13 protein-coding genes are annotated in these 16,419 nt (G+C 64.5%); 5 read left to right on the forward strand and 8 right to left on the reverse strand.

The features are described 5' to 3' along the window. Positions 1-3: 3 nt before the first annotated feature. Positions 4-345 carry a DUF5713 family protein gene (locus ACWGXF_RS11805; protein ID WP_256628874.1) on the reverse strand — a complete coding sequence of 114 codons (342 nt, stop codon included), beginning with the start codon at positions 343-345 and terminating at the stop codon, positions 4-6. Between the two features lie 58 nt (positions 346-403). On the opposite strand from ACWGXF_RS11805, the gene ACWGXF_RS11810 reads away from it, so the two are divergent. The 3 genes from ACWGXF_RS11810 (at position 404) to ACWGXF_RS11820 (ending at position 2,858) form a co-directional block, all read left to right on the forward strand. Continuing rightward, a complete protein-coding gene (locus tag ACWGXF_RS11810) occupies positions 404-1,825 on the forward strand; it encodes a heavy metal sensor histidine kinase (protein WP_012840053.1) in 1,422 nt (473 codons plus the stop codon). A gap of 99 nt (positions 1,826-1,924) precedes the next feature. Then, a complete protein-coding gene (locus ACWGXF_RS11815; RefSeq protein WP_232096845.1) occupies positions 1,925-2,329 on the forward strand; it encodes a hypothetical protein in 405 nt (134 codons plus the stop codon). Positions 2,330-2,426: 97 nt separating this feature from the next. Further along, positions 2,427-2,858 carry a hypothetical protein gene (locus ACWGXF_RS11820; protein WP_003068510.1) on the forward strand — a complete coding sequence of 144 codons (432 nt, stop codon included), beginning with the start codon at positions 2,427-2,429 and terminating at the stop codon, positions 2,856-2,858. Between the two features lie 113 nt (positions 2,859-2,971). Here ACWGXF_RS11820 and ACWGXF_RS11825 read toward each other — a convergent pair whose 3' ends face one another. The 3 genes from ACWGXF_RS11825 to ACWGXF_RS11835 all read right to left on the reverse strand — a co-directional run bounded on the left by ACWGXF_RS11825 (position 2,972) and on the right by ACWGXF_RS11835 (position 7,718). Further along, on the reverse strand, positions 2,972-3,940 hold the full coding sequence (locus ACWGXF_RS11825) for a siderophore ABC transporter substrate-binding protein (RefSeq protein ID WP_452101951.1): 969 nt from the start codon (positions 3,938-3,940) through the stop codon (positions 2,972-2,974). 79 nt (positions 3,941-4,019) lie between these two features. Further along, a complete protein-coding gene (locus tag ACWGXF_RS11830; RefSeq protein WP_012840057.1) occupies positions 4,020-6,041 on the reverse strand; it encodes a ligand-gated channel protein in 2,022 nt (673 codons plus the stop codon). Between the two features lie 351 nt (positions 6,042-6,392). Further along, the gene (locus ACWGXF_RS11835; RefSeq protein ID WP_256628879.1) at positions 6,393-7,718 is read right to left on the reverse strand and encodes a DUF445 domain-containing protein; all 1,326 of its coding nucleotides are present in this window, start codon (positions 7,716-7,718) and stop codon (positions 6,393-6,395) included. A 152-nt stretch (positions 7,719-7,870) separates the two neighbouring features. Between ACWGXF_RS11835 and ACWGXF_RS11840 the strand changes: the two genes are divergently transcribed. After that, entirely contained in the window at positions 7,871-8,116 is a 246-nt protein-coding gene (locus ACWGXF_RS11840; RefSeq protein WP_003050615.1) for a DUF3297 family protein, read from the forward strand. A 192-nt stretch (positions 8,117-8,308) separates the two neighbouring features. Here the strand turns inward: ACWGXF_RS11840 and hmpA are convergent, their stop codons facing one another. Continuing rightward, positions 8,309-9,487 carry an NO-inducible flavohemoprotein gene (gene hmpA, locus ACWGXF_RS11845; protein WP_256628881.1) on the reverse strand — a complete coding sequence of 393 codons (1,179 nt, stop codon included), beginning with the start codon at positions 9,485-9,487 and terminating at the stop codon, positions 8,309-8,311. A gap of 159 nt (positions 9,488-9,646) precedes the next feature. Between hmpA and norR the strand changes: the two genes are divergently transcribed. Continuing rightward, positions 9,647-11,233 carry a nitric oxide reductase transcriptional regulator NorR gene (norR, locus tag ACWGXF_RS11850; protein WP_256628883.1) on the forward strand — a complete coding sequence of 529 codons (1,587 nt, stop codon included), beginning with the start codon at positions 9,647-9,649 and terminating at the stop codon, positions 11,231-11,233. Here the strand turns inward: norR and ACWGXF_RS11855 are convergent, their stop codons facing one another. From ACWGXF_RS11855 to ACWGXF_RS11865, 3 genes are all read right to left on the reverse strand, one after another. Next, complete coding sequence (locus ACWGXF_RS11855) at positions 11,234-11,644, reverse strand: FKBP-type peptidyl-prolyl cis-trans isomerase (protein ID WP_039050153.1); 411 nt, start codon at positions 11,642-11,644, stop codon at positions 11,234-11,236. Between the two features lie 93 nt (positions 11,645-11,737). Further along, positions 11,738-12,880 carry an aminotransferase class V-fold PLP-dependent enzyme gene (locus ACWGXF_RS11860; RefSeq protein ID WP_256628885.1) on the reverse strand — a complete coding sequence of 381 codons (1,143 nt, stop codon included), beginning with the start codon at positions 12,878-12,880 and terminating at the stop codon, positions 11,738-11,740. 211 nt (positions 12,881-13,091) lie between these two features. Continuing rightward, on the reverse strand, positions 13,092-16,388 hold the full coding sequence (locus ACWGXF_RS11865; RefSeq protein ID WP_256628886.1) for an acetyl-CoA carboxylase family protein: 3,297 nt from the start codon (positions 16,386-16,388) through the stop codon (positions 13,092-13,094). Positions 16,389-16,419: the final 31 nt, after the last annotated feature.

The following is a 16,419-nucleotide window of genomic DNA, read 5'->3' on the forward strand; positions in this document are numbered from 1 at the left end:
TGCTTACCATTCGCGTAGAGCGATCAGTTCCTCCACATCCGCATCTTCAAAACCATAAGCCTTGGCTACGGCCTCGAAGTCAGCCGCAATGCATTCACGTGCCGCCGTCTCTATCTCGCTGCCCTGCTCTTCGAACTCCTGCTGCAGATCGTTGAAACGCTCGGTAGCAGCGTGGGCCAATCGATACAGCTGCTCCAGATTCTGCGGCTTTTGCTGCTCTATCTGCAGGCAGAGTTCTCTCAGAATATCCTCGCCCTTGCGAACCAGTTCTTCAGGGAAATAGCTGTCCTCGTACATCTCCAGCAAGAAGGCGTAGTTGTTCATGATGGCGTTACCAAGACTCATGGTCCGTTCCTTTTCCAGCAAACCGCAAACAATGAATCTTCCAGCATAGCAGCCACTCATGACCGCTGATCACGTCTCTCCAAGCACTCCTCAGATCCCGAACCTGAGCCGCCGGCTGTCGCGCTCGCTGGCCCTGCAGACCATGCTGGGCCTGGGCCTGGTCTGCGTTGCCGTTTACTGGGGCAGCTGGCTGGCACTGGCCCAGCGCCAGCAGGAAAGCCTGGAGCAAAAGCAGGTCACGGTCACCCATCTTCTGCAACAGGCGCGTGCCAACCGCTCCGCGTCCAGCATGCAGCACATGCTGTCCGACTTTCTCACGGGCCATGAGGATATGTCGATCCGCGTCAGCTATGCCAGCGGCGCGCTGCTGTTCGAGAAACTGCACCAGCCCCTCGACGATGTTCACAGCGCACGGCGCAGCTTCAGCGTCGTACTGCCAGCCCATGTGGACCAGCAGGAACAGCAGCTCGTGCAGGTGCTGCTGATGCTGGACCGCCGCCCCGACGATGCCCTGCTGCGCCAGTTGGCCTGGATTCTGGGCCTGGCCGCCGTCAGCGGTGCGCTGCTGGTGTCGCTGTTCAGCGCCTGGCTGGTGCGCCGCGGGCTGGCGCCTCTGCATTCGCTGGTGGAGCAGACCCGGCAACTGGGCGCCAAGGATCTCACGCACGACTGGCAGACCAGGCTTGACGACAGCAACCAGCCCCAGGAGCTGCGTCCGCTGATTGCACAGTTCAACGCGCTGCTGGAGCGGCTGGCGGTGGCCTACCGGCAGATGGAGGCCTTCAATGCCGATGTGGCCCATGAGCTCAACACCCCGCTGACCACGCTCATCAGCAGTTGCGAGCTGGCTCTGCGCAAGCCCCGCGATGCCGACGAGCTGCGCGATATCCTGGCTTCCAATCTTGAAGATCTGCAGCGCATGGCCGGCATCGTGGCGGACATGCTTTTTCTCTCTCACGCCGATCGCGGCGAGAGCGCGCACCGCATTCAGGTGGCCAGCCTGGCCAGCCTCGCGCACGAAGTGGTGGAGTATCACGAGGCCGCGCTGCAGGAGGCCGATCTGCAGGTGCGGGTGCAGGGCGATGCACAGGCCCAGGTCGATGCGCGACTGCTGCGCCGGGCGCTGTCCAATCTGCTGGGCAATGCCACCCGCTATGCCACGCCGGGAAGCTGCATAGAGATACAGATCAGCACGCCGCAGGCCGGCCAGGTCAGGCTGGCGGTGCAGAACCAGGGCCAGGCCATTGCCGCCGAACATCTGCCCAGGCTGTTTGACCGCTTCTACCGCTCGGACGCAGCCCGCAGCCAGGCCGATCGCAACCACGGCCTGGGCCTGTCCATCGTGGCCGCGATCGCGCGCATGCATGGCGGACAGGCGTTCGCACGCTCCGACCTGTCTGTCACCAGCATCGGGCTGAGTCTGCCTACGGGCCAGGCCCTACCAGCCCGGGCGCCTGTTTCATCCGGCAAGCAGGTGTAAATACCGGGGATGCCCACAAGCAGCACCGCGCGGGGATGACATGGAGCTGCGCGATCAGGCCGCAAGATGGCCGGCCATGCATCGCTGAAAGGAGACACCATGCATTGCTTGAGAAACGCTGCCTGCCTGGCCCTGGCCGCCAGCGCAGCTCTTGGCCTGCCCGCTCTGGCTCAGGGCCGGATTCCCGATATGCAGCAGGCCGGCGTGCTGCGCTACAGCTGCGGCGGCATAGGCGAAGATGAATCCACACTCATGCGCGCCGCGATGAAGGACTACCCGCTGTCGCTGCTGTTTGCACAAAAGGACGGCGCCTATCTGGCCAATGTGGCGGTCGAGGTCAGCTCCGGCAAGGACAGCAGCCGCTTCACGGCCAACGGCCCGGTCTGTCTGATCCAGCTGCCCGCCGGCAGCTACAAGATCACCGCCACCACGAAGGAAGGCAGCAGCCAGACCCAGACGGCAGAGATCGGCAAGGGCCCGCATCAGCTGGACTTCCGCTACTAGCAGCTAGCCGCCTGCAGGCGGCAATGCCCCGGGGCCGTCCAGGGGAGATGCGCGCGGTCGCGCTGCGCGAGGCCAGGCAATGAGGACAATAAGCGCCATGTCCCAAGATCAAGACGCATCCACCTATCAGGCCCATCTGCAGGCCGGCAACGCGCTGGTGCAGCAGGCCCAGAAGATTGCCACGCAGGACTTCGAGCAGGCCCGCGCATTCTGGCAGGCCGCCGGCAAGGAGTTCTATCTGGCGCACAAGGCCGATATGAGCGAGCCCGAAGCCGCCTTTCGCCTGGCACAGGCCTGGATGGCCGAGGCCCACGCCTTGCAGAAGGAGGAGAACCGCAACGCGCTGGTCATGTGGGCCAACGCCGCTGCGCAATGCGAGCTGGCCTTCGACCTGGAGCCAGAGAACGGTCGCATCGCCATGACGGCCGCCAGCTGCCACCTGTTTGCCGGCCAGACCGATGCCGCCAAGGCCTGGCAGCTGATTGGCAAACAGTTGCTGCCGCCCGAGCCTTCCGCGCCCGATGCCTGATATTTTTTGATAGCTTGCTGCGTATTAAAACAAAGGGGTTCAGTGCATGAATGCATTGAACCCCTTTGTTTATTGGCGAGAGCAGCTATTAAATTTGCCACCTCCCGCGAAGCCTAGCGCTCGAGTGCAGCGCGAATCTGCCGCGCATTGGCCCGCATGGCCTGGGGGCCGCTGCTGCCCAGCAAATACCAGAGCTGAGGATCGACGAACACCAGCTGCTGCTTGCGGCCTGCACGCGTGTTCTTGATGGTGTCGTTGTCGAACAGCTCCCGCGACGGCACGACCGGCTTGCCGTCCTTGTCCCTGGTGCTGCCCGTGCCCGCATTGCGGTCGATCACGAACAGCCATTCGGGGTCAATCCTGGCGATATCGTCCATCTTCAGCGCAATGCCGCGCGCCTGCGCCGGATCCGCGGGCAAGGCAGGCTTGATGCCCAGCACGTCATGCAGCAGACCGAAGCGCGAACCCGGGGTCTGGGCGCTCATGTTTTTGTTGACGGCCAGCACCAGCAGGCCCGGTGCGGCCTTGGCTGCGGCAGCGCGGGTGGCCTGCACATCGCCGCGCACCTGCTGCATGAGCTGCTCGCCCTGCGCCTGCTTGCCCCAGAGGCTGGCCAGCAGCTTCACATTGCGCTGCATATCGCCGAGCAAGTCCTGGCCCGAAGTGCTCAGGTCCAGTGTCGGTACGATACGGCTCAGCGCTTCGTACTTGCTGGCCGAGCGGCCGGCCACCACGATCAGATCAGGGCGGATGCGGCTCAGCGCCTCGTAGTCGGGCTCGAACAGCGAGCCCGCCACCTGATAGCGGGCATCGGCGTAGCCCGCCAGATAGGCGGGAAAATGGACCTTGGGCACTCCCGTCACCGGCAGCTTGAGTGCCTGCATGGTGTCCAGCGAAGCCAGGTCGTACACCACCACACGCCGGGGAGCGAAAGGCAGCTCGGCCACGCCCCTGGCATGCTCGACCTGGATGCGGGCGGGCTGGGCCGCAGACGGCTGGTCCGCCTGCGTTTGCGCCCAGGCGGTTCCGGCCGTCGTCAGCAGTGCCAGGGTGGCGGCGCGACGGCTGATCAGTTGCTGCATGAAGAACCTTGAAAAACAAAACAGAAGAAAAGTCAGCAGCCCTTGCCGCGAATCTTGGCAACGGCTGCGATGGCGATAATCAGAACTTGACGTTCATGCCCAGCCAGTAGCGGCGGCCGTCGAGCACGGTGTCGTAATTGACGCCGTCATAGATGACCTGCTTGTCCAGCAGGTTGTAGATGCCCGCATACAGCGTGACGGTCTTGCTGAGCTTGTAGGAGCCGCCCAGGTCCAGCATGGTGTAGCTCTTCTGGGTGAAGCTGCCCGAGGACGCTCCGCCCGTGGGGGCGCTTTCCTCACCGCGGTAGGAAGCCTTGAGCCAGCCGTTGAGCTGGGCCGTGGGGCTCCAGTCCAGCGAGACATTGAACAGATGGCGCGGCAGCTGGTTCAGCGGCAGGCCGGCAAACTGGCCGCTCTTTTGCTCGGACTTGGTGAAGGTGTAGTTGGTCTTCAGGCGTAGCGTCTTGCTCAGCTGGGTGCCCAGCGAAGCCTCCACGCCGCGCGTGATGGCGTTGTCCACATTGATGTTCGTGGTGGGCACGCGGCCCGAGCTGTTGAGCGGGCCGCAGCTGGGGCAGGCCACGCGGGTGATCTTGTCCTCGAACTCGTTGTCGAACACCGTCAGCCCCGCCGTGGTGCCGGCGCCGCTGTCGTAGAGCACGCCGATTTCCTTGGTCAGCGAGGTTTCGGGCTTCAGATCGGGGTTGCCGTAGATATTGCCGCCACGGCTGACCTGGCCCCAGTCACCCACGGTCTGACGCAGCGACGGCGCTCGAAAGCCCGTGGAGACGCCGCCCTTGACCGTCCACTGCGGGGCCGGATTCCACACGCCATACAGGCGCGGGCTGACCTGGCCGCCGGCCTGGCTGTCATGGTCGTAACGCAGGCCGCCGGTCAGTGCGAAGTCCTTGTGCAGACGCCATTCGTCCTCGGCAAACACAGCCCACTGGCTGCGGTTGATGCTGGTGCGGCTGGCATTGGGCAAGGTGTTGGTGGTGGTGTCAGTCAGGTCCTGCTCGTTGTAGCTCACGCCCGTGGTCAGCAGATGGTTGGCCCCTAGCGGCGCCACCCAGCTGCTGTTGAAGACCGTGTTCTTGATGGTCATGTCGCGCGACAGATTGCGCGTCTTCTCCTGCTGCAGATAGGTGTCCGAGGACGCCCAGCCCCAGCGTCCCTTGTGCTGCAGCGAGAAGTTGTCGCGCTCGAACTTGCGGTCGCTGAGTGCGGCCGTGGCCGCCAGTGTCTTGCCCGGCGTCGATGTGTAGTGCTGCTTGCCCGTGCCCAGCTCGGCAATGATGTCGTGGTCCTTGTTGGGCGTCAGTGCCAGCTTGACGTTGAGCGCGCGGTTGTCGTAGTCGTTGTAGCCGTTGAGGATGTTGTCCTCGCCTCGCTTGTTGTAGTTGCCGTAGATGCTCAGGCCCAGCAGATCGGTCTGTATGGGGCCGGACAGATAGAAATTGCTCTGGTAGATATTGCCCGAGGAAGAGCGCTCCTGCAGCGTGGCCTCGGTGCGGATGGAGCCCATCCACTCTTTGGCCACCTTGCGCGTGATGATGTTGATCACGCCCCCCATGGCGTCCGAGCCGTAGAGCGAGGACATGGGGCCGCGCACCACTTCGATGCGCTCTATCGCCTCCAGCGGCGGCACCCAGCTCTGGTCGGTACCCGTGGAGCCGTTGGCCTGGGTTTCGCGGGTATTGGTGCGCTTTCCGTCCACCAGGATCAGGGTGTAGTTCACGCCCATGCCGCGCAGGCTGATGTCGTTGGAGTTGTTGTCCGAAGGCACCAGATTCACGCCTGGCACGTCGCGCAGCGCATCATGCAGATTGTTGTAGCTGCCTTTTTCCAGCTCTTCGCGCGTGATGACGGAAATCGAGGCCGGCGCATCCTTGATCTCCTGCTCGAAGCCCGAGGCCGTCACCACCACGGTCTCCAGCGATTTCTCCTGTGCCGCCGTCAGCCCATGGGTCAGCAGGCCGGCAGCCGCCAGCGCCATGCCCAGCATGGGACGCAGCGACCGGCGGGCGGTGGACAGAGGACGGGAAGACGAAGAGGCGCAGGCCGTGGCGAAGCCTGCAGCAGCGGCTGCATGAGTTGACATGATGAGTCCGGAAGAAGATGCACATCGACCCGGCAAGGCTGCGTCCCAGGACCGGAGCCACGGACAGCAGGAGCGGGTCAGCGAAGCATTCGCGCTGTTGGAGTGATGAAGAAGGCAATCACGATCTGCACATGAGATCGTCCTGGCTAAACCATGCAGCTGGGCATGGCGGCATGCGGCCATTCAATGGGCGTGCCTGGCTGAGTCAAGGATTGCAGCAAGTTCTTCTTGTTGCGAATGGTTCTCATTGTAACTGTAAACAACAGCTGTTTAAAAGAATTTTTACTGTTAAGTACTTTGACAAGAGCGCTAACCAGCGCCAACTGGCACCGGCATGCGGCTCATAGAGCTTTATCCCAGCCAGGCCAGCAGGCTGCGCCACAGGGCCGCGGCATGCGAGATCAGAAACAGCAGCAAACCGATGGCGCCGCCCACCAGCGTGCCGTTGATGCGTATGTACTGAAGATCCTTGCCGATATGCGCCTCGATCAGCGTGGCCAGTTGCTCGGCATCCCAGCGCTGCACCGTGTCGGCAATATGTCTGGCGATGAACTGCGAGACATCGGGAGCCAGCGTCGTCGCCCAGCGCTTGAGGCGCTCGTTCATGGAGTTGCGCAGCGCCTCGTCATGCGCGAGTGCCTGGCCCAGCCAGCGCCCCATCACGGCGGCACGCCGTGCCATGGCCGAGTTTTCGTCGGCCAGATCGCGCTCCAGCTTGGTGCGCCAGCCTGCCCATAGCTCGCGCAGATAGACGGCCAGCTTCTCGTCATGCAGCAGATAGTTGCGCAGTTTTTCTACCCTCTCGGCGTAGACCGGGTCGTTCTGCAGACCGTCGATCAGGCGCTGTATGGAGCTGTCGAAGGCCTCGCGCAGACGGTGGCCGGGGTTCTGGGCCACGTCCTGCAGCAGGCTGTCCAGAGCGCTGGCGATCAGACTGGCGCCCTTGTCGCTGAGCCAGTCCGTGGGCAGCATTTTTTCCTTGATCGGGTGCTCGCGCTTGAGCCAGACCACGATGGTCTGCGCAATCAGCACATGGGTCTGCTCCTGGCGCAGCACGCGGCTGATGCGCGCCAGCACATCGTCGAGCACCTCCTGATGGCGCCCGCCCGCCGTCAGCCCCGACAGCAGCGATGCCGCCGCGCGCGACAGATCCACATGCTGCATCACGGCCTTGAGCGACTGAGTCAGAAACTTCTCTACCTGCTTGTCCTGCACCATCTCCAGCGCGGCCAGCGCCAGCCGCGCCACCTGCCTGCCCAGCAGCTGGCTGTTGGCGGGAGCCGTCAGCCAGTCCGCCAGCGCCTGGGCGGGGTTGTTGCGCTCGATCAGCGCCACCAGCGAAGGCGCGTCGAGAAACTTATCGCGCACGAAAGTGGCCAGGTTGCGGCCTATGCGATCCTTGTTGCGCGGGATGATGGCCGTGTGCCGCCCCACCAGCGGCAGCGGAATATGGCGAAACAGCGCCGAGACCGCAAACCAGTCGGCCAGCGCCCCCACCATGGCGGCCTCGCAGATGGCCCGCAGGCACACCAGCCACAGCGGCACGGCCTGGCCCTCCAGTCCCCAGCGCGAGCCCGCCAGCGCCGTAGCGATGAAGCCGGCCGTCACCAGCAGCAGCAAAATCAGCGGCAGCCGCTTGGCGCGTTGCAGGGACAGGCGTTGTTCTTCGGTGAGCATGGCGCAAGCATAGGCGAGTCATGCCTGCTCGCCTATGCTTGCGGTACTGATGACGGCGCATTGCCTGTCATGCCCCATTGCGACAACAGGAGACAGGCTTTTGCAATTGCACCGAAAATAGCGCTCTTGTATTCCCTGACTCTCGAAAAATCATGACCGAAGCCACCCGCCCCGAACTGCCCGACCATCTGTCCGTTGACCCTCGCAGCCCCCACCATGTGGCCGCCGTGTTCGAGCACGACATCGGCATCCGCTTCAATGGCAAGGACCGCTTTGACGTCGAGGAATACTGCGTGAGCGAGGGCTGGGTCAAGGTGCCCGCCGGCAAGACCCTGGACCGAAAGGGCAAGCCCCTGCTGATCAAGCTCAAGGGTACGGTCGAAGCGTATTACCGTTGACCCCTGAGGCTCTTGCTCGATGTCTCTCACTTGGCAATCGCCTAATTCAAAGAGCAATTAGCCAAATCGCTGCCTCAATAAAGAGAGCTGCTTGCGCTGTATTTACATGGGTCTTGGATGCTTTCAGCAAAAAATCCATTAAAAACAAGCGCAGACAGCTCTTTTTTAATGAGCGCTCAGACGTTCAGATGATCAAGCCAGCGCTTCCGCAGGACCGAAGAACTCGTAGTGCACCTGGGCCTCGGGCACGCCCAGCTCGCGCAGCGACTGCTTGACACTGCGCATGAAGCCGCGCGGGCCCAGGAAGTAGACATCGGCATCGCGCGACTCGGGCAGCCACTGGGCCAGTCGGTCAGTGCTCAGCAGGCCCTGGGCATCGACCTCGTCGCCCGCATCCGCCTGGTCGTAGCAATAGCGGCGCGTGAGCTGCTCGTGGCTGCTAGCCAGCGCATCGATCTTCTCGCGGAAGGCATGCACGCCGCGATCGCGCGCGCAGTGGATGAAGGTGATCTCGCGCCCCGTGGGCAGCGCGGCCTGCAGCATGGGCAACGTGGGCGTGATGCCCACACCGCCGCTGATCAGCACCAGGGGCTTGGCATTGGCCTGCAAGGTGAAATGGCCGGCAGGCGGGAACAGCTCCAGCGTATCGCCCACGTGCAGCTGGTCGTGCAAATGGTTGGAGACCTTGCCGCCGGCCTCGCGCTTGACGCTGATGCGATAGCTCTTGCCGTTGGCAGGCGCCGACAGCGAGTAGTTGCGGCGCTGCTCCAGGCCGTCGACCACCACACGCAGGCCGATGTACTGGCCTGGCTGATGGGCAATCACCGCGCCGCCGTCCACGGGTTCCAGATAGAAGGACGTGATCTCGGCGCTTTCGGCCTCTTTGCGCACCAGCTTGAAGGCACGCGCACCACGCCAGCCGCCGTCGGTTGCCGCAGTCTGCTCGTACACCGCGCGCTCCGCACCGATCAGGATATCGGCCAGCTGCTGATAGGCGGCGGCCCAGGCGGCGATCACCTCATCCGTGGCGATCTCTGCCCCCAGCACCTCGCGAATGGCGCGCAGCAGGCAGGCACCGACGATGGGGTAATGCTCGGCCTGTACCTGCAGCGCCACATGCTTGTTGATGATTTGCGCAGGCAGATTGCCCAGGTTTTCCAGTCGGTCGATGTTCTTGGCATACATCAGCACGCTATGTGCCAATGCTCGCGGCTGAGCACCGCTTTGCTGGTGCGCCTGGTTGAACAGCGGGCGCACCTCGGGATACTCACCCAGCATGGTCTGGTAGAAATGCGTGATCAGGGCCTCGCCGCCGGTTTCCAGCAGCGGTACGGTGGCCTTGACGATCTCGCGTTGACGTTCGGTAAGCATGCAAATCTCCTGGTTGCTGCCTTGCCAGCTGCAAGGCTTGAGCGGATAAATGCAAACGGCGTGCCAGCAACAAGACCATTGCAGAACAATGGCTTGCAAAAACATGCGTCAATATGACATCTATCAATTGCTGTCTTATTGACACCATCCGATGTCGTTATGACAACATCTCACATTCTCAACGCCGTCAGCCCGCTGATCGCCGATCTGGCCCAGGACCTGTCCGAGCGCGAACGTCTGCGCCGTCTGCTTGCCGCACTGCGCAATCTGTTGCCCGCCGATGCCGTAGCCCTGCTGAAGCTCGAAGGCGAATGGCTGCGCCCCATGGCGATCGACGGCTTGATGCCGGACACGCTGGGCCGGCGCTTTCGCCTGGGCGAGCATCCGCGCTTTGCCCAGTTGCTGGCGGCCGGCCAGGCCATGCGCTTCGAACCCGACAGTCCCCTGCCCGATCCCTATGACGGGCTGGTGGCGCACAAAGGCCAGGCCATCAGCGAGCTGCATGTGCATGACTGCATGGGCTGCGTGCTGCAGCTGGGCGGCCTGCCCTGGGGTCTGCTGACGCTGGACGCACTGGAGCCGGGCCGGTTCGCCGACCCCGCGGCGCTGGCCATGCTGCAGGCCTTCAGCAATCTGGCCGCAGCCACCGTGGCCACGGCCGAGCGCGTGCACCAGCTGTCCCAGCTCGCGCGCGGCGCCACCGGCTCGGCCAGAGCGGCCGCGCCGCAGGAGCGCGGACTGCAGGGCGCAAGCCCTGTCATACGCCAGTTGCAGAAAGACATTGCCCTGGTTGCCGCCAGCGATCTTTGCGTGCTCGTCACCGGCGAAACCGGCACCGGCAAGGAACTGGTGGCCCAGGCAGTGCATGCGCAGTCGGGCCGTGCCGACAAGCCCATGATCAGCATCAACTGCGCGGCCCTGCCCGACAACCTGGTCGAGAGCGAGCTGTTCGGCCATGTGCGCGGGGCCTTCACGGGAGCACTGACCGAACGCAGCGGCAAGTTCGAGCAGGCGCATCAGGGCACGCTGTTCCTAGACGAGGTCGGCGAACTCTCGCTGCCCGTGCAGGCCAAGCTGCTGCGCGTGCTGCAAAGCGGCCAGCTGCAGCGCCTGGGCTCGGACCGGGAGCACCATGTGGATGTGCGCGTGATCGCCGCCACCAACCGCGACCTGGCTGCGGAAGTCGGCGCCGGGCGCATGCGCGCGGACTTCTATCACCGCCTCAATGTCTATCCGCTCGCCGTACCGCCGCTGCGCGAGCGCGACAGCGACGTGCTGCAGCTGGCGGGCTATTTCCTCGAGGAGAATCGATCCAGACTCAGGCTCGGCGGCCTGCGCCTGGATGCGGCCGCACAGGCGGCCCTGCTCAATCGCAGCTGGCCCGGCAATGTGCGCGAACTCGAGCACTGCATCAGCCGCGCCGTGCTCAGGGCCCTGAGCCGCAATGACGGCAGCGCCAGCCGCGCAGGAACCAGGCTGCGCATCGTGACCCTGGGACTTGCCGATCTCTGGGAGCGGGCCGAGGCGCCTGCCGCCGCACAGGCCACAGCATCCATGGACCCGGCCACCGCAGCGGCTGCGCCCGAGGCCGGTCTGCGCGCCACCGTCAGCGCCTATGAGCGCCAGCTGGTCAGCTCCAGCCTGGCCCGCCACCGGGGCAGTTGGGCCGCCGCAGCGCGCGAGCTGCAGCTCGATCGAGCCAATCTGCAGCGCCTGGCCAAGCGGCTTGAGATCGACAGGCCTTGATCAGCGGCCCTGGATGCCCAGCAGCTCCACATCGAAGTTCAGCGTGGCATTGGGGGGAACGGCACGGCCTGCACCACGGCTGCCATAGGCTATGCCGGGAGGACATGTCAGCTTGGCCTTGCCACCCACTTTCATCTTCTGCACGCCCTCGGTCCAGCAGGGAATCACGCCATTGAGCGGGAACTCGATGGGCTGCTTGCGTGCATAGGAGCTGTCGAACTCCTTGCCGGTATCGGGGAAGTAGCCGCGGTAGTGCACCTTGACGGTGTCCGTCGCCTTGGGACTGGGCCCGCTGCCTTCGACCTGGCTTTCATAGATCAGCCCGCTGGCGGTAGTGACCGGCGCAGCATGAACCACTGCGCCAGCGCCCAGAGCAAATACAAACCCGATCACGGAGATTGCTTTTTTCATATCGGATGCGCTGAGTAAATAAACAAAACCCGACTTTATTACGAAGTCGGGTCGAAAAAATGTCATGGCAGCTATACCGCCAGCCGCAGCCTCTCAGATCCGGGCAATGCCGATATCGTCCAGAGCCTTGGACAGATGCGCCACGGAGCGATCCGAGTCATGCCATTTGTCCAGGCCGAACAGGCCGATGCGGAAGGTCTGGAAGTCCGGGCCTTCATCGCATTGCAGCGGAACGCCAGAGGCGGTCTGCAGGCCCACCTTGAGGAAGGCGCGGCCGCTCTGGATTTCCGCGTCAGTGGTGTAGCTCACGACCACGCCAGGGGCCTTGTAGCCCTCTGCGGCGACGCTGGGAAAGCCGCGCAACTGCAGCAGCTCGCGCACCTTGCGACCCAGTTCCATCTGTTCTTCGCGCACCTTGGCAAAGCCGTATTCGCGCGTCTCCAGCATCACGTCACGCAAACGCAGCAACGCATCCGTGGGCATGGTGGTGTGATAGGCGTGCTGGCCTTTTTCGTAGCCTTCGGCAATCTGCATCCACTTCTTCAGGTCGCAGGAGAAGCTGGAGCTCTGCGTATGCTCTATGGCCTCGCGGGCGCGCGCCGAGAGCATGACCATGGCGCAGCAAGGCGAGCTGCTCCAGCCCTTTTGCGGCGCCGAGATCAGCACGTCCACGCCGGTTTTTTCCATATCGACCCACATGGCACCGGATGCCACGCAGTCCAGCACGAACAGCGCGCCAACCTCGTGCGCGGCATCGGCGACGGTGCGCAGGTATTCATCGGGCAGCATGATGCCGCTGGCCGTCTCCACGTGCGGGGCAAACACCACTTTGGGACGCTCCACGCGAATGGTCTCGGCCACATCCTCCGCCGGACATGGCGCCCAGGGATCCTGGCTGCCCTCGCCCTGCTTGCGCGCCTTGCAGACCACGGAGCCGCCGCCCAGGCCCGCATCGGCATCGAAGATCTGCGTCCAGCGGTAGCTGAACCAGCCGTTGCGCACGATCAGCACCCGCTCGCGGTTGGCGAACTGGCGCGCCACGGCTTCCATGCCGAAGGTGCCGCTGCCGGGAATCAGCACGGCCGTGTTGGCGTGATAGACGTCCTTGAGCATGCCCAGGATGTCCTGCATCACGCCCACGAACTTCCTGGACATGTGGTTGAGCGCTCTATCGGTGTAGACCACCGAAAATTCGAGCAGGCCATCGGGATCGACGTCGGGCAAAAGTCCGGGCATGGGATATCTCCAATCGCAAATACTGGGCAGTCAAAAACACCCCGGAGCAGACGTTGGGCCGCCGGGGCGCTGGTGCAAGACATTCAGCTTAGCATGAGCCGGAATATGGTTTTGCGTATGCAGCTCATATCAAAAACATGAGCTGAAAGCGCTTTGCACATCGGAGATTTCGGCCGATTGAACGCTGAAATTTCGATATCCCCATCAGCGTTTACCATGTGTCCACAAAGCGTCCGCCTTCCTCGCGCAGGCGCGCACCGGCCAGGCCGCGCACCAGCCAGGCGCGGGTCTCCGCAGGGTCGATGACGGCATCGACTTCCAGCGTGGCCGCCATGTGCATGGCCTCGCCATGTGCGTATTGCTGGGCCAGCAGCTTCTGGAACAGCGCCTCGCGCTGCGCGCCCTCCGGCAGGGCTTCAAGCTCCTTGCGAAAGCCCAGCCGCACAGCCCCTTCCAGGCCCATGGCACCGAACTCGCCCGTGGGCCAGGCCACATTGAAGATGGGCGCATGAAAGCTGCCCGCCGTCATGCCCATGGCACCCAGGCCGTAACCCTTGCGCAGCACCACGCTGAAGTACGGGACACGCAGCTTGGCCGCCATGACGAACAGCCGGCTGACATGGCGCACCTGGGCGGTTTTCTCGATCTCCGGCCCGACCATGAAGCCGGGCGTATCGACCAGGCTGACGATGGCGATGCCGTGGGCATTGCACAGTTGCATGAAACGCGCCGCCTTGTCGGCCGCGTCGGCATCGATGGCGCCGCCCAGATGGCCTGGGTTGTTGGCCATCAGTCCCACGGGCCGCCCCTCGATGCGCGCCAGCGCCGTGTGGATGCCGGCGCCAAAGCCGGTCCTCAGCATCAGCAGGCTGCCCTCGTCCACCAACCCGGCCATGGCTGCGCGCGTATCGTAGGCACGCAGGCGGTTCTCGGGCACGACCTGACGCAGCAGGCGCTGATCGGGCTCGGACCATTGCTCGACCCGCCCCTGGAAGAAGGACAGATAGTGCCTGGCCGCAGTCACGGCCTGGGCCTCGTCGTCGACCAGGATGTCGATCACGCCATTCGCATGCTGCACGCAGGCAGGGCCGACCTCCTCGGGCCGGAAGACGCCCAGGCCGCCGCCTTCGATCATGGCCGGTCCGCCCATGCCGATATTGCTGCTGCGCGTGGCGATGATCACGTCGCTGCAACCCAGCAGCGCCGCATTGCCCGCAAAGCAGCGGCCATGGGTGATGCCGACCACGGGCACCTGGCCCGACAGCGCCGCATAGGCCGCGAAGGTATGCACATGCAGGCCCGCGACCACGGGCGTGTCGGTATCGCCGGGCCTGCCGCCGCCGCCTTCGGCAAACAGCACCACGGGCAGCTTCTGCTGCAGCGCGATGCCCAGCATGCGGTCGGTCTTGGCGTGATTGCGCGCGCCCTGGGTGCCGGCCAGCACCGTGGCGTCATAGGACATGACCACGGCGCGCGACCGCTCCACTCCGAACTGCCCGGCATTGATGGAGCCCATGCCCGTCACCATGCCGTCGGCCGGCGTGTTGGCCACCAGATCGTCGAGGCTGCGCCTGCGTGTCTGCGCCGCAATCGCCAGCGCCCCGTATTCGATGAAGCTGCCTTCATCGCAGAGATCGGCAATGTTCTCGCGCGCGCTGCGGCTGCCCTGGGCATGGCGCCTGGCCATGGCATCGGGCCGCGCTGCATCGAGCGTGAAGCCATGGCGATCCTTGACGCGCTGCAGATCGTCTCGAATGTGGTCGGGGTCCTGCAACTGCGCCTGAACCTCGGCATGCGCGGCCTCCCCCTGAACGGGCGCGAGCACCAGCAAGGCCTGGTCCTGCGCCACATAGCTGCCGGCCTCCGCCAGCAGCGCCTGGACCCGGCCCGCCGCCTGCGCGAACAGCACGTGCTGCATCTTCATGGCTTCGAGAATGCCCAGTTCGGCGCCCCTGGCCACCTGCTCGCCCACCGCAACAGACCACTGCACGACCCTGGCCGGCATGGGGGCCAGCACTGCATTTTCAGGAGCTTGCTGCGCTTGGGATACATTGTTTTCAGACTCAAAAGTATCTGAATTCCTTGAATGACTTGCGCTTGAAGCTATCTTTTCTGCGGCTTCCACCAGCTGCGGCAGGACCTCTTCCAGCCAGCGCGTGTGCACGGTCTGCTCCAGCATCTCGGGCCGCTGGGCCAGGGCCTGCAGCAGCGGCAGATTGGTGGCCAGGCCCGCAATGCGGCAGTCGGCCAGCGCGCGCCGGGAGCGGCGCAGCACATCTTCGAAACGCGGCGCGTGGCTGTGCACGACGAGCTTGGCCAGCAAGGTGTCGTAGTGCGGCGACGGACTGGCACCCTGCTGCGCATGACCGTCCAGGCGTATGCCGGGGCCTTGCGGCCAGTGCAGCTCGGCAATGCGGCCGCTGCCGGGGCGGGAGTGGCCCTGGGCATCCAGGGTCTCGGCATTGATGCGCCACTGCATGGCATGGCCGCGCGGCCGGGGCGGGGCATTCACGTTGAGGCCCAGGTCGGCAAAATGCTCGTCCGCCGCAATGCGGATCTGGGCCTGCACCAGATCGACGCCAAAGACCTCCTCGGTAATCGTGTGCTCCACCTGCAGGCGCGGGTTGGCCTCGATGAAGACATAGGGCAGAGACTCGGACTGCAGATCGACCAGAAACTCGAATGTGCCCAGGCTTTCGTAGCGCAGCCTGGCTGCCATGCGCAGCGCATCCTCGGTGATGCGCTCGCGCAGCGGCTGCGTCAGGCTGGGGCTGGGCGCAATCTCCACCAGCTTCTGAAAGCGCCGCTGCAGCGTGCATTCGCGCTCGCCCAGCGCCATCGGCCATTCGCTGCCGTCGCCCAGCAGCTGGATCTCGATATGGCGCGCGCCGCTCATCAGCCGCTCGACATAGACGCCGTCCACGCCGAAGGCTGCCTGGGCCTCGCTGCGGCAGCGCTGGTAGGCGGCCGCCACCTCGCCGGCCTCGGTGACCGCACGCATGCCGCGACCGCCGCCGCCGCCGATGGCCTTGATCATGATGCCACTGGCCCCGTCGGCCTGCTGGCGCGCAAAGAACTGCTGTGCCTGCTCCAGCGTCACGGCCTCGGTGCTGCCGGGCATCAGGGGCACACCGCATTGCTGCGCCAGCGCACGGGCTCTGGCCTTGTCGCCAAGCAGCGCCAGTTGCTCGGGCGTCGGGCCGATGAAGCGCAGGCCCGCTGCCGCACAGGCGCGCGCAAAGTCCGCGTTCTCGCTGAGAAAGCCATAGCCCGGGTGCAGCGCGTCGCAACCGTGCTGCTGCGCGATCCGCAGCAGCTGCGCACCATCGAGATAGGCTGCCGGGCCGCTGGCGCCCAGTGCCTGCGCTTCGTCAGCGGCCTGCACATGCGGGGCCGCCGCATCGTCGGCGGCGTACACCGCCAGGCTGGCAATGCCCAGCTCCTGCAGCGCACGGATGATGCGCAGCGCGATTTCACCGCGGTTGGCGATCAGGACTTTCTTGAACATAGGAATCTCGTTTGAATGGTTCGCAACTTGC

It is taken from the genome of Comamonas sp. HJ-2 (genome assembly GCF_053615495.1).

What these genes read in the sequence shown, in the direction of transcription:
- ACWGXF_RS11805 (WP_256628874.1), bottom strand. Translation starts at nt 345, where the DNA reads ATGAGTCTTGGTAACGCCATCATGAACAACTACGCCTTCTTGCTGGAG.
- ACWGXF_RS11810 (WP_012840053.1), top strand. Translation starts at nt 404, where the DNA reads ATGACCGCTGATCACGTCTCTCCAAGCACTCCTCAGATCCCGAACCTG.
- ACWGXF_RS11815 (WP_232096845.1), top strand. Translation starts at nt 1,925, where the DNA reads ATGCATTGCTTGAGAAACGCTGCCTGCCTGGCCCTGGCCGCCAGCGCA.
- ACWGXF_RS11820 (WP_003068510.1), top strand. Translation starts at nt 2,427, where the DNA reads ATGTCCCAAGATCAAGACGCATCCACCTATCAGGCCCATCTGCAGGCC.
- ACWGXF_RS11825 (WP_452101951.1), bottom strand. Translation starts at nt 3,940, where the DNA reads ATGCAGCAACTGATCAGCCGTCGCGCCGCCACCCTGGCACTGCTGACG.
- ACWGXF_RS11830 (WP_012840057.1), bottom strand. Translation starts at nt 6,041, where the DNA reads ATGTCAACTCATGCAGCCGCTGCTGCAGGCTTCGCCACGGCCTGCGCC.
- ACWGXF_RS11835 (WP_256628879.1), bottom strand. Translation starts at nt 7,718, where the DNA reads ATGCTCACCGAAGAACAACGCCTGTCCCTGCAACGCGCCAAGCGGCTG.
- ACWGXF_RS11840 (WP_003050615.1), top strand. Translation starts at nt 7,871, where the DNA reads ATGACCGAAGCCACCCGCCCCGAACTGCCCGACCATCTGTCCGTTGAC.
- hmpA (WP_256628881.1), bottom strand. Translation starts at nt 9,487, where the DNA reads ATGCTTACCGAACGTCAACGCGAGATCGTCAAGGCCACCGTACCGCTG.
- norR (WP_256628883.1), top strand. Translation starts at nt 9,647, where the DNA reads ATGACAACATCTCACATTCTCAACGCCGTCAGCCCGCTGATCGCCGAT.
- ACWGXF_RS11855 (WP_039050153.1), bottom strand. Translation starts at nt 11,644, where the DNA reads ATGAAAAAAGCAATCTCCGTGATCGGGTTTGTATTTGCTCTGGGCGCT.
- ACWGXF_RS11860 (WP_256628885.1), bottom strand. Translation starts at nt 12,880, where the DNA reads ATGCCCGGACTTTTGCCCGACGTCGATCCCGATGGCCTGCTCGAATTT.
- ACWGXF_RS11865 (WP_256628886.1), bottom strand. Translation starts at nt 16,388, where the DNA reads ATGTTCAAGAAAGTCCTGATCGCCAACCGCGGTGAAATCGCGCTGCGC.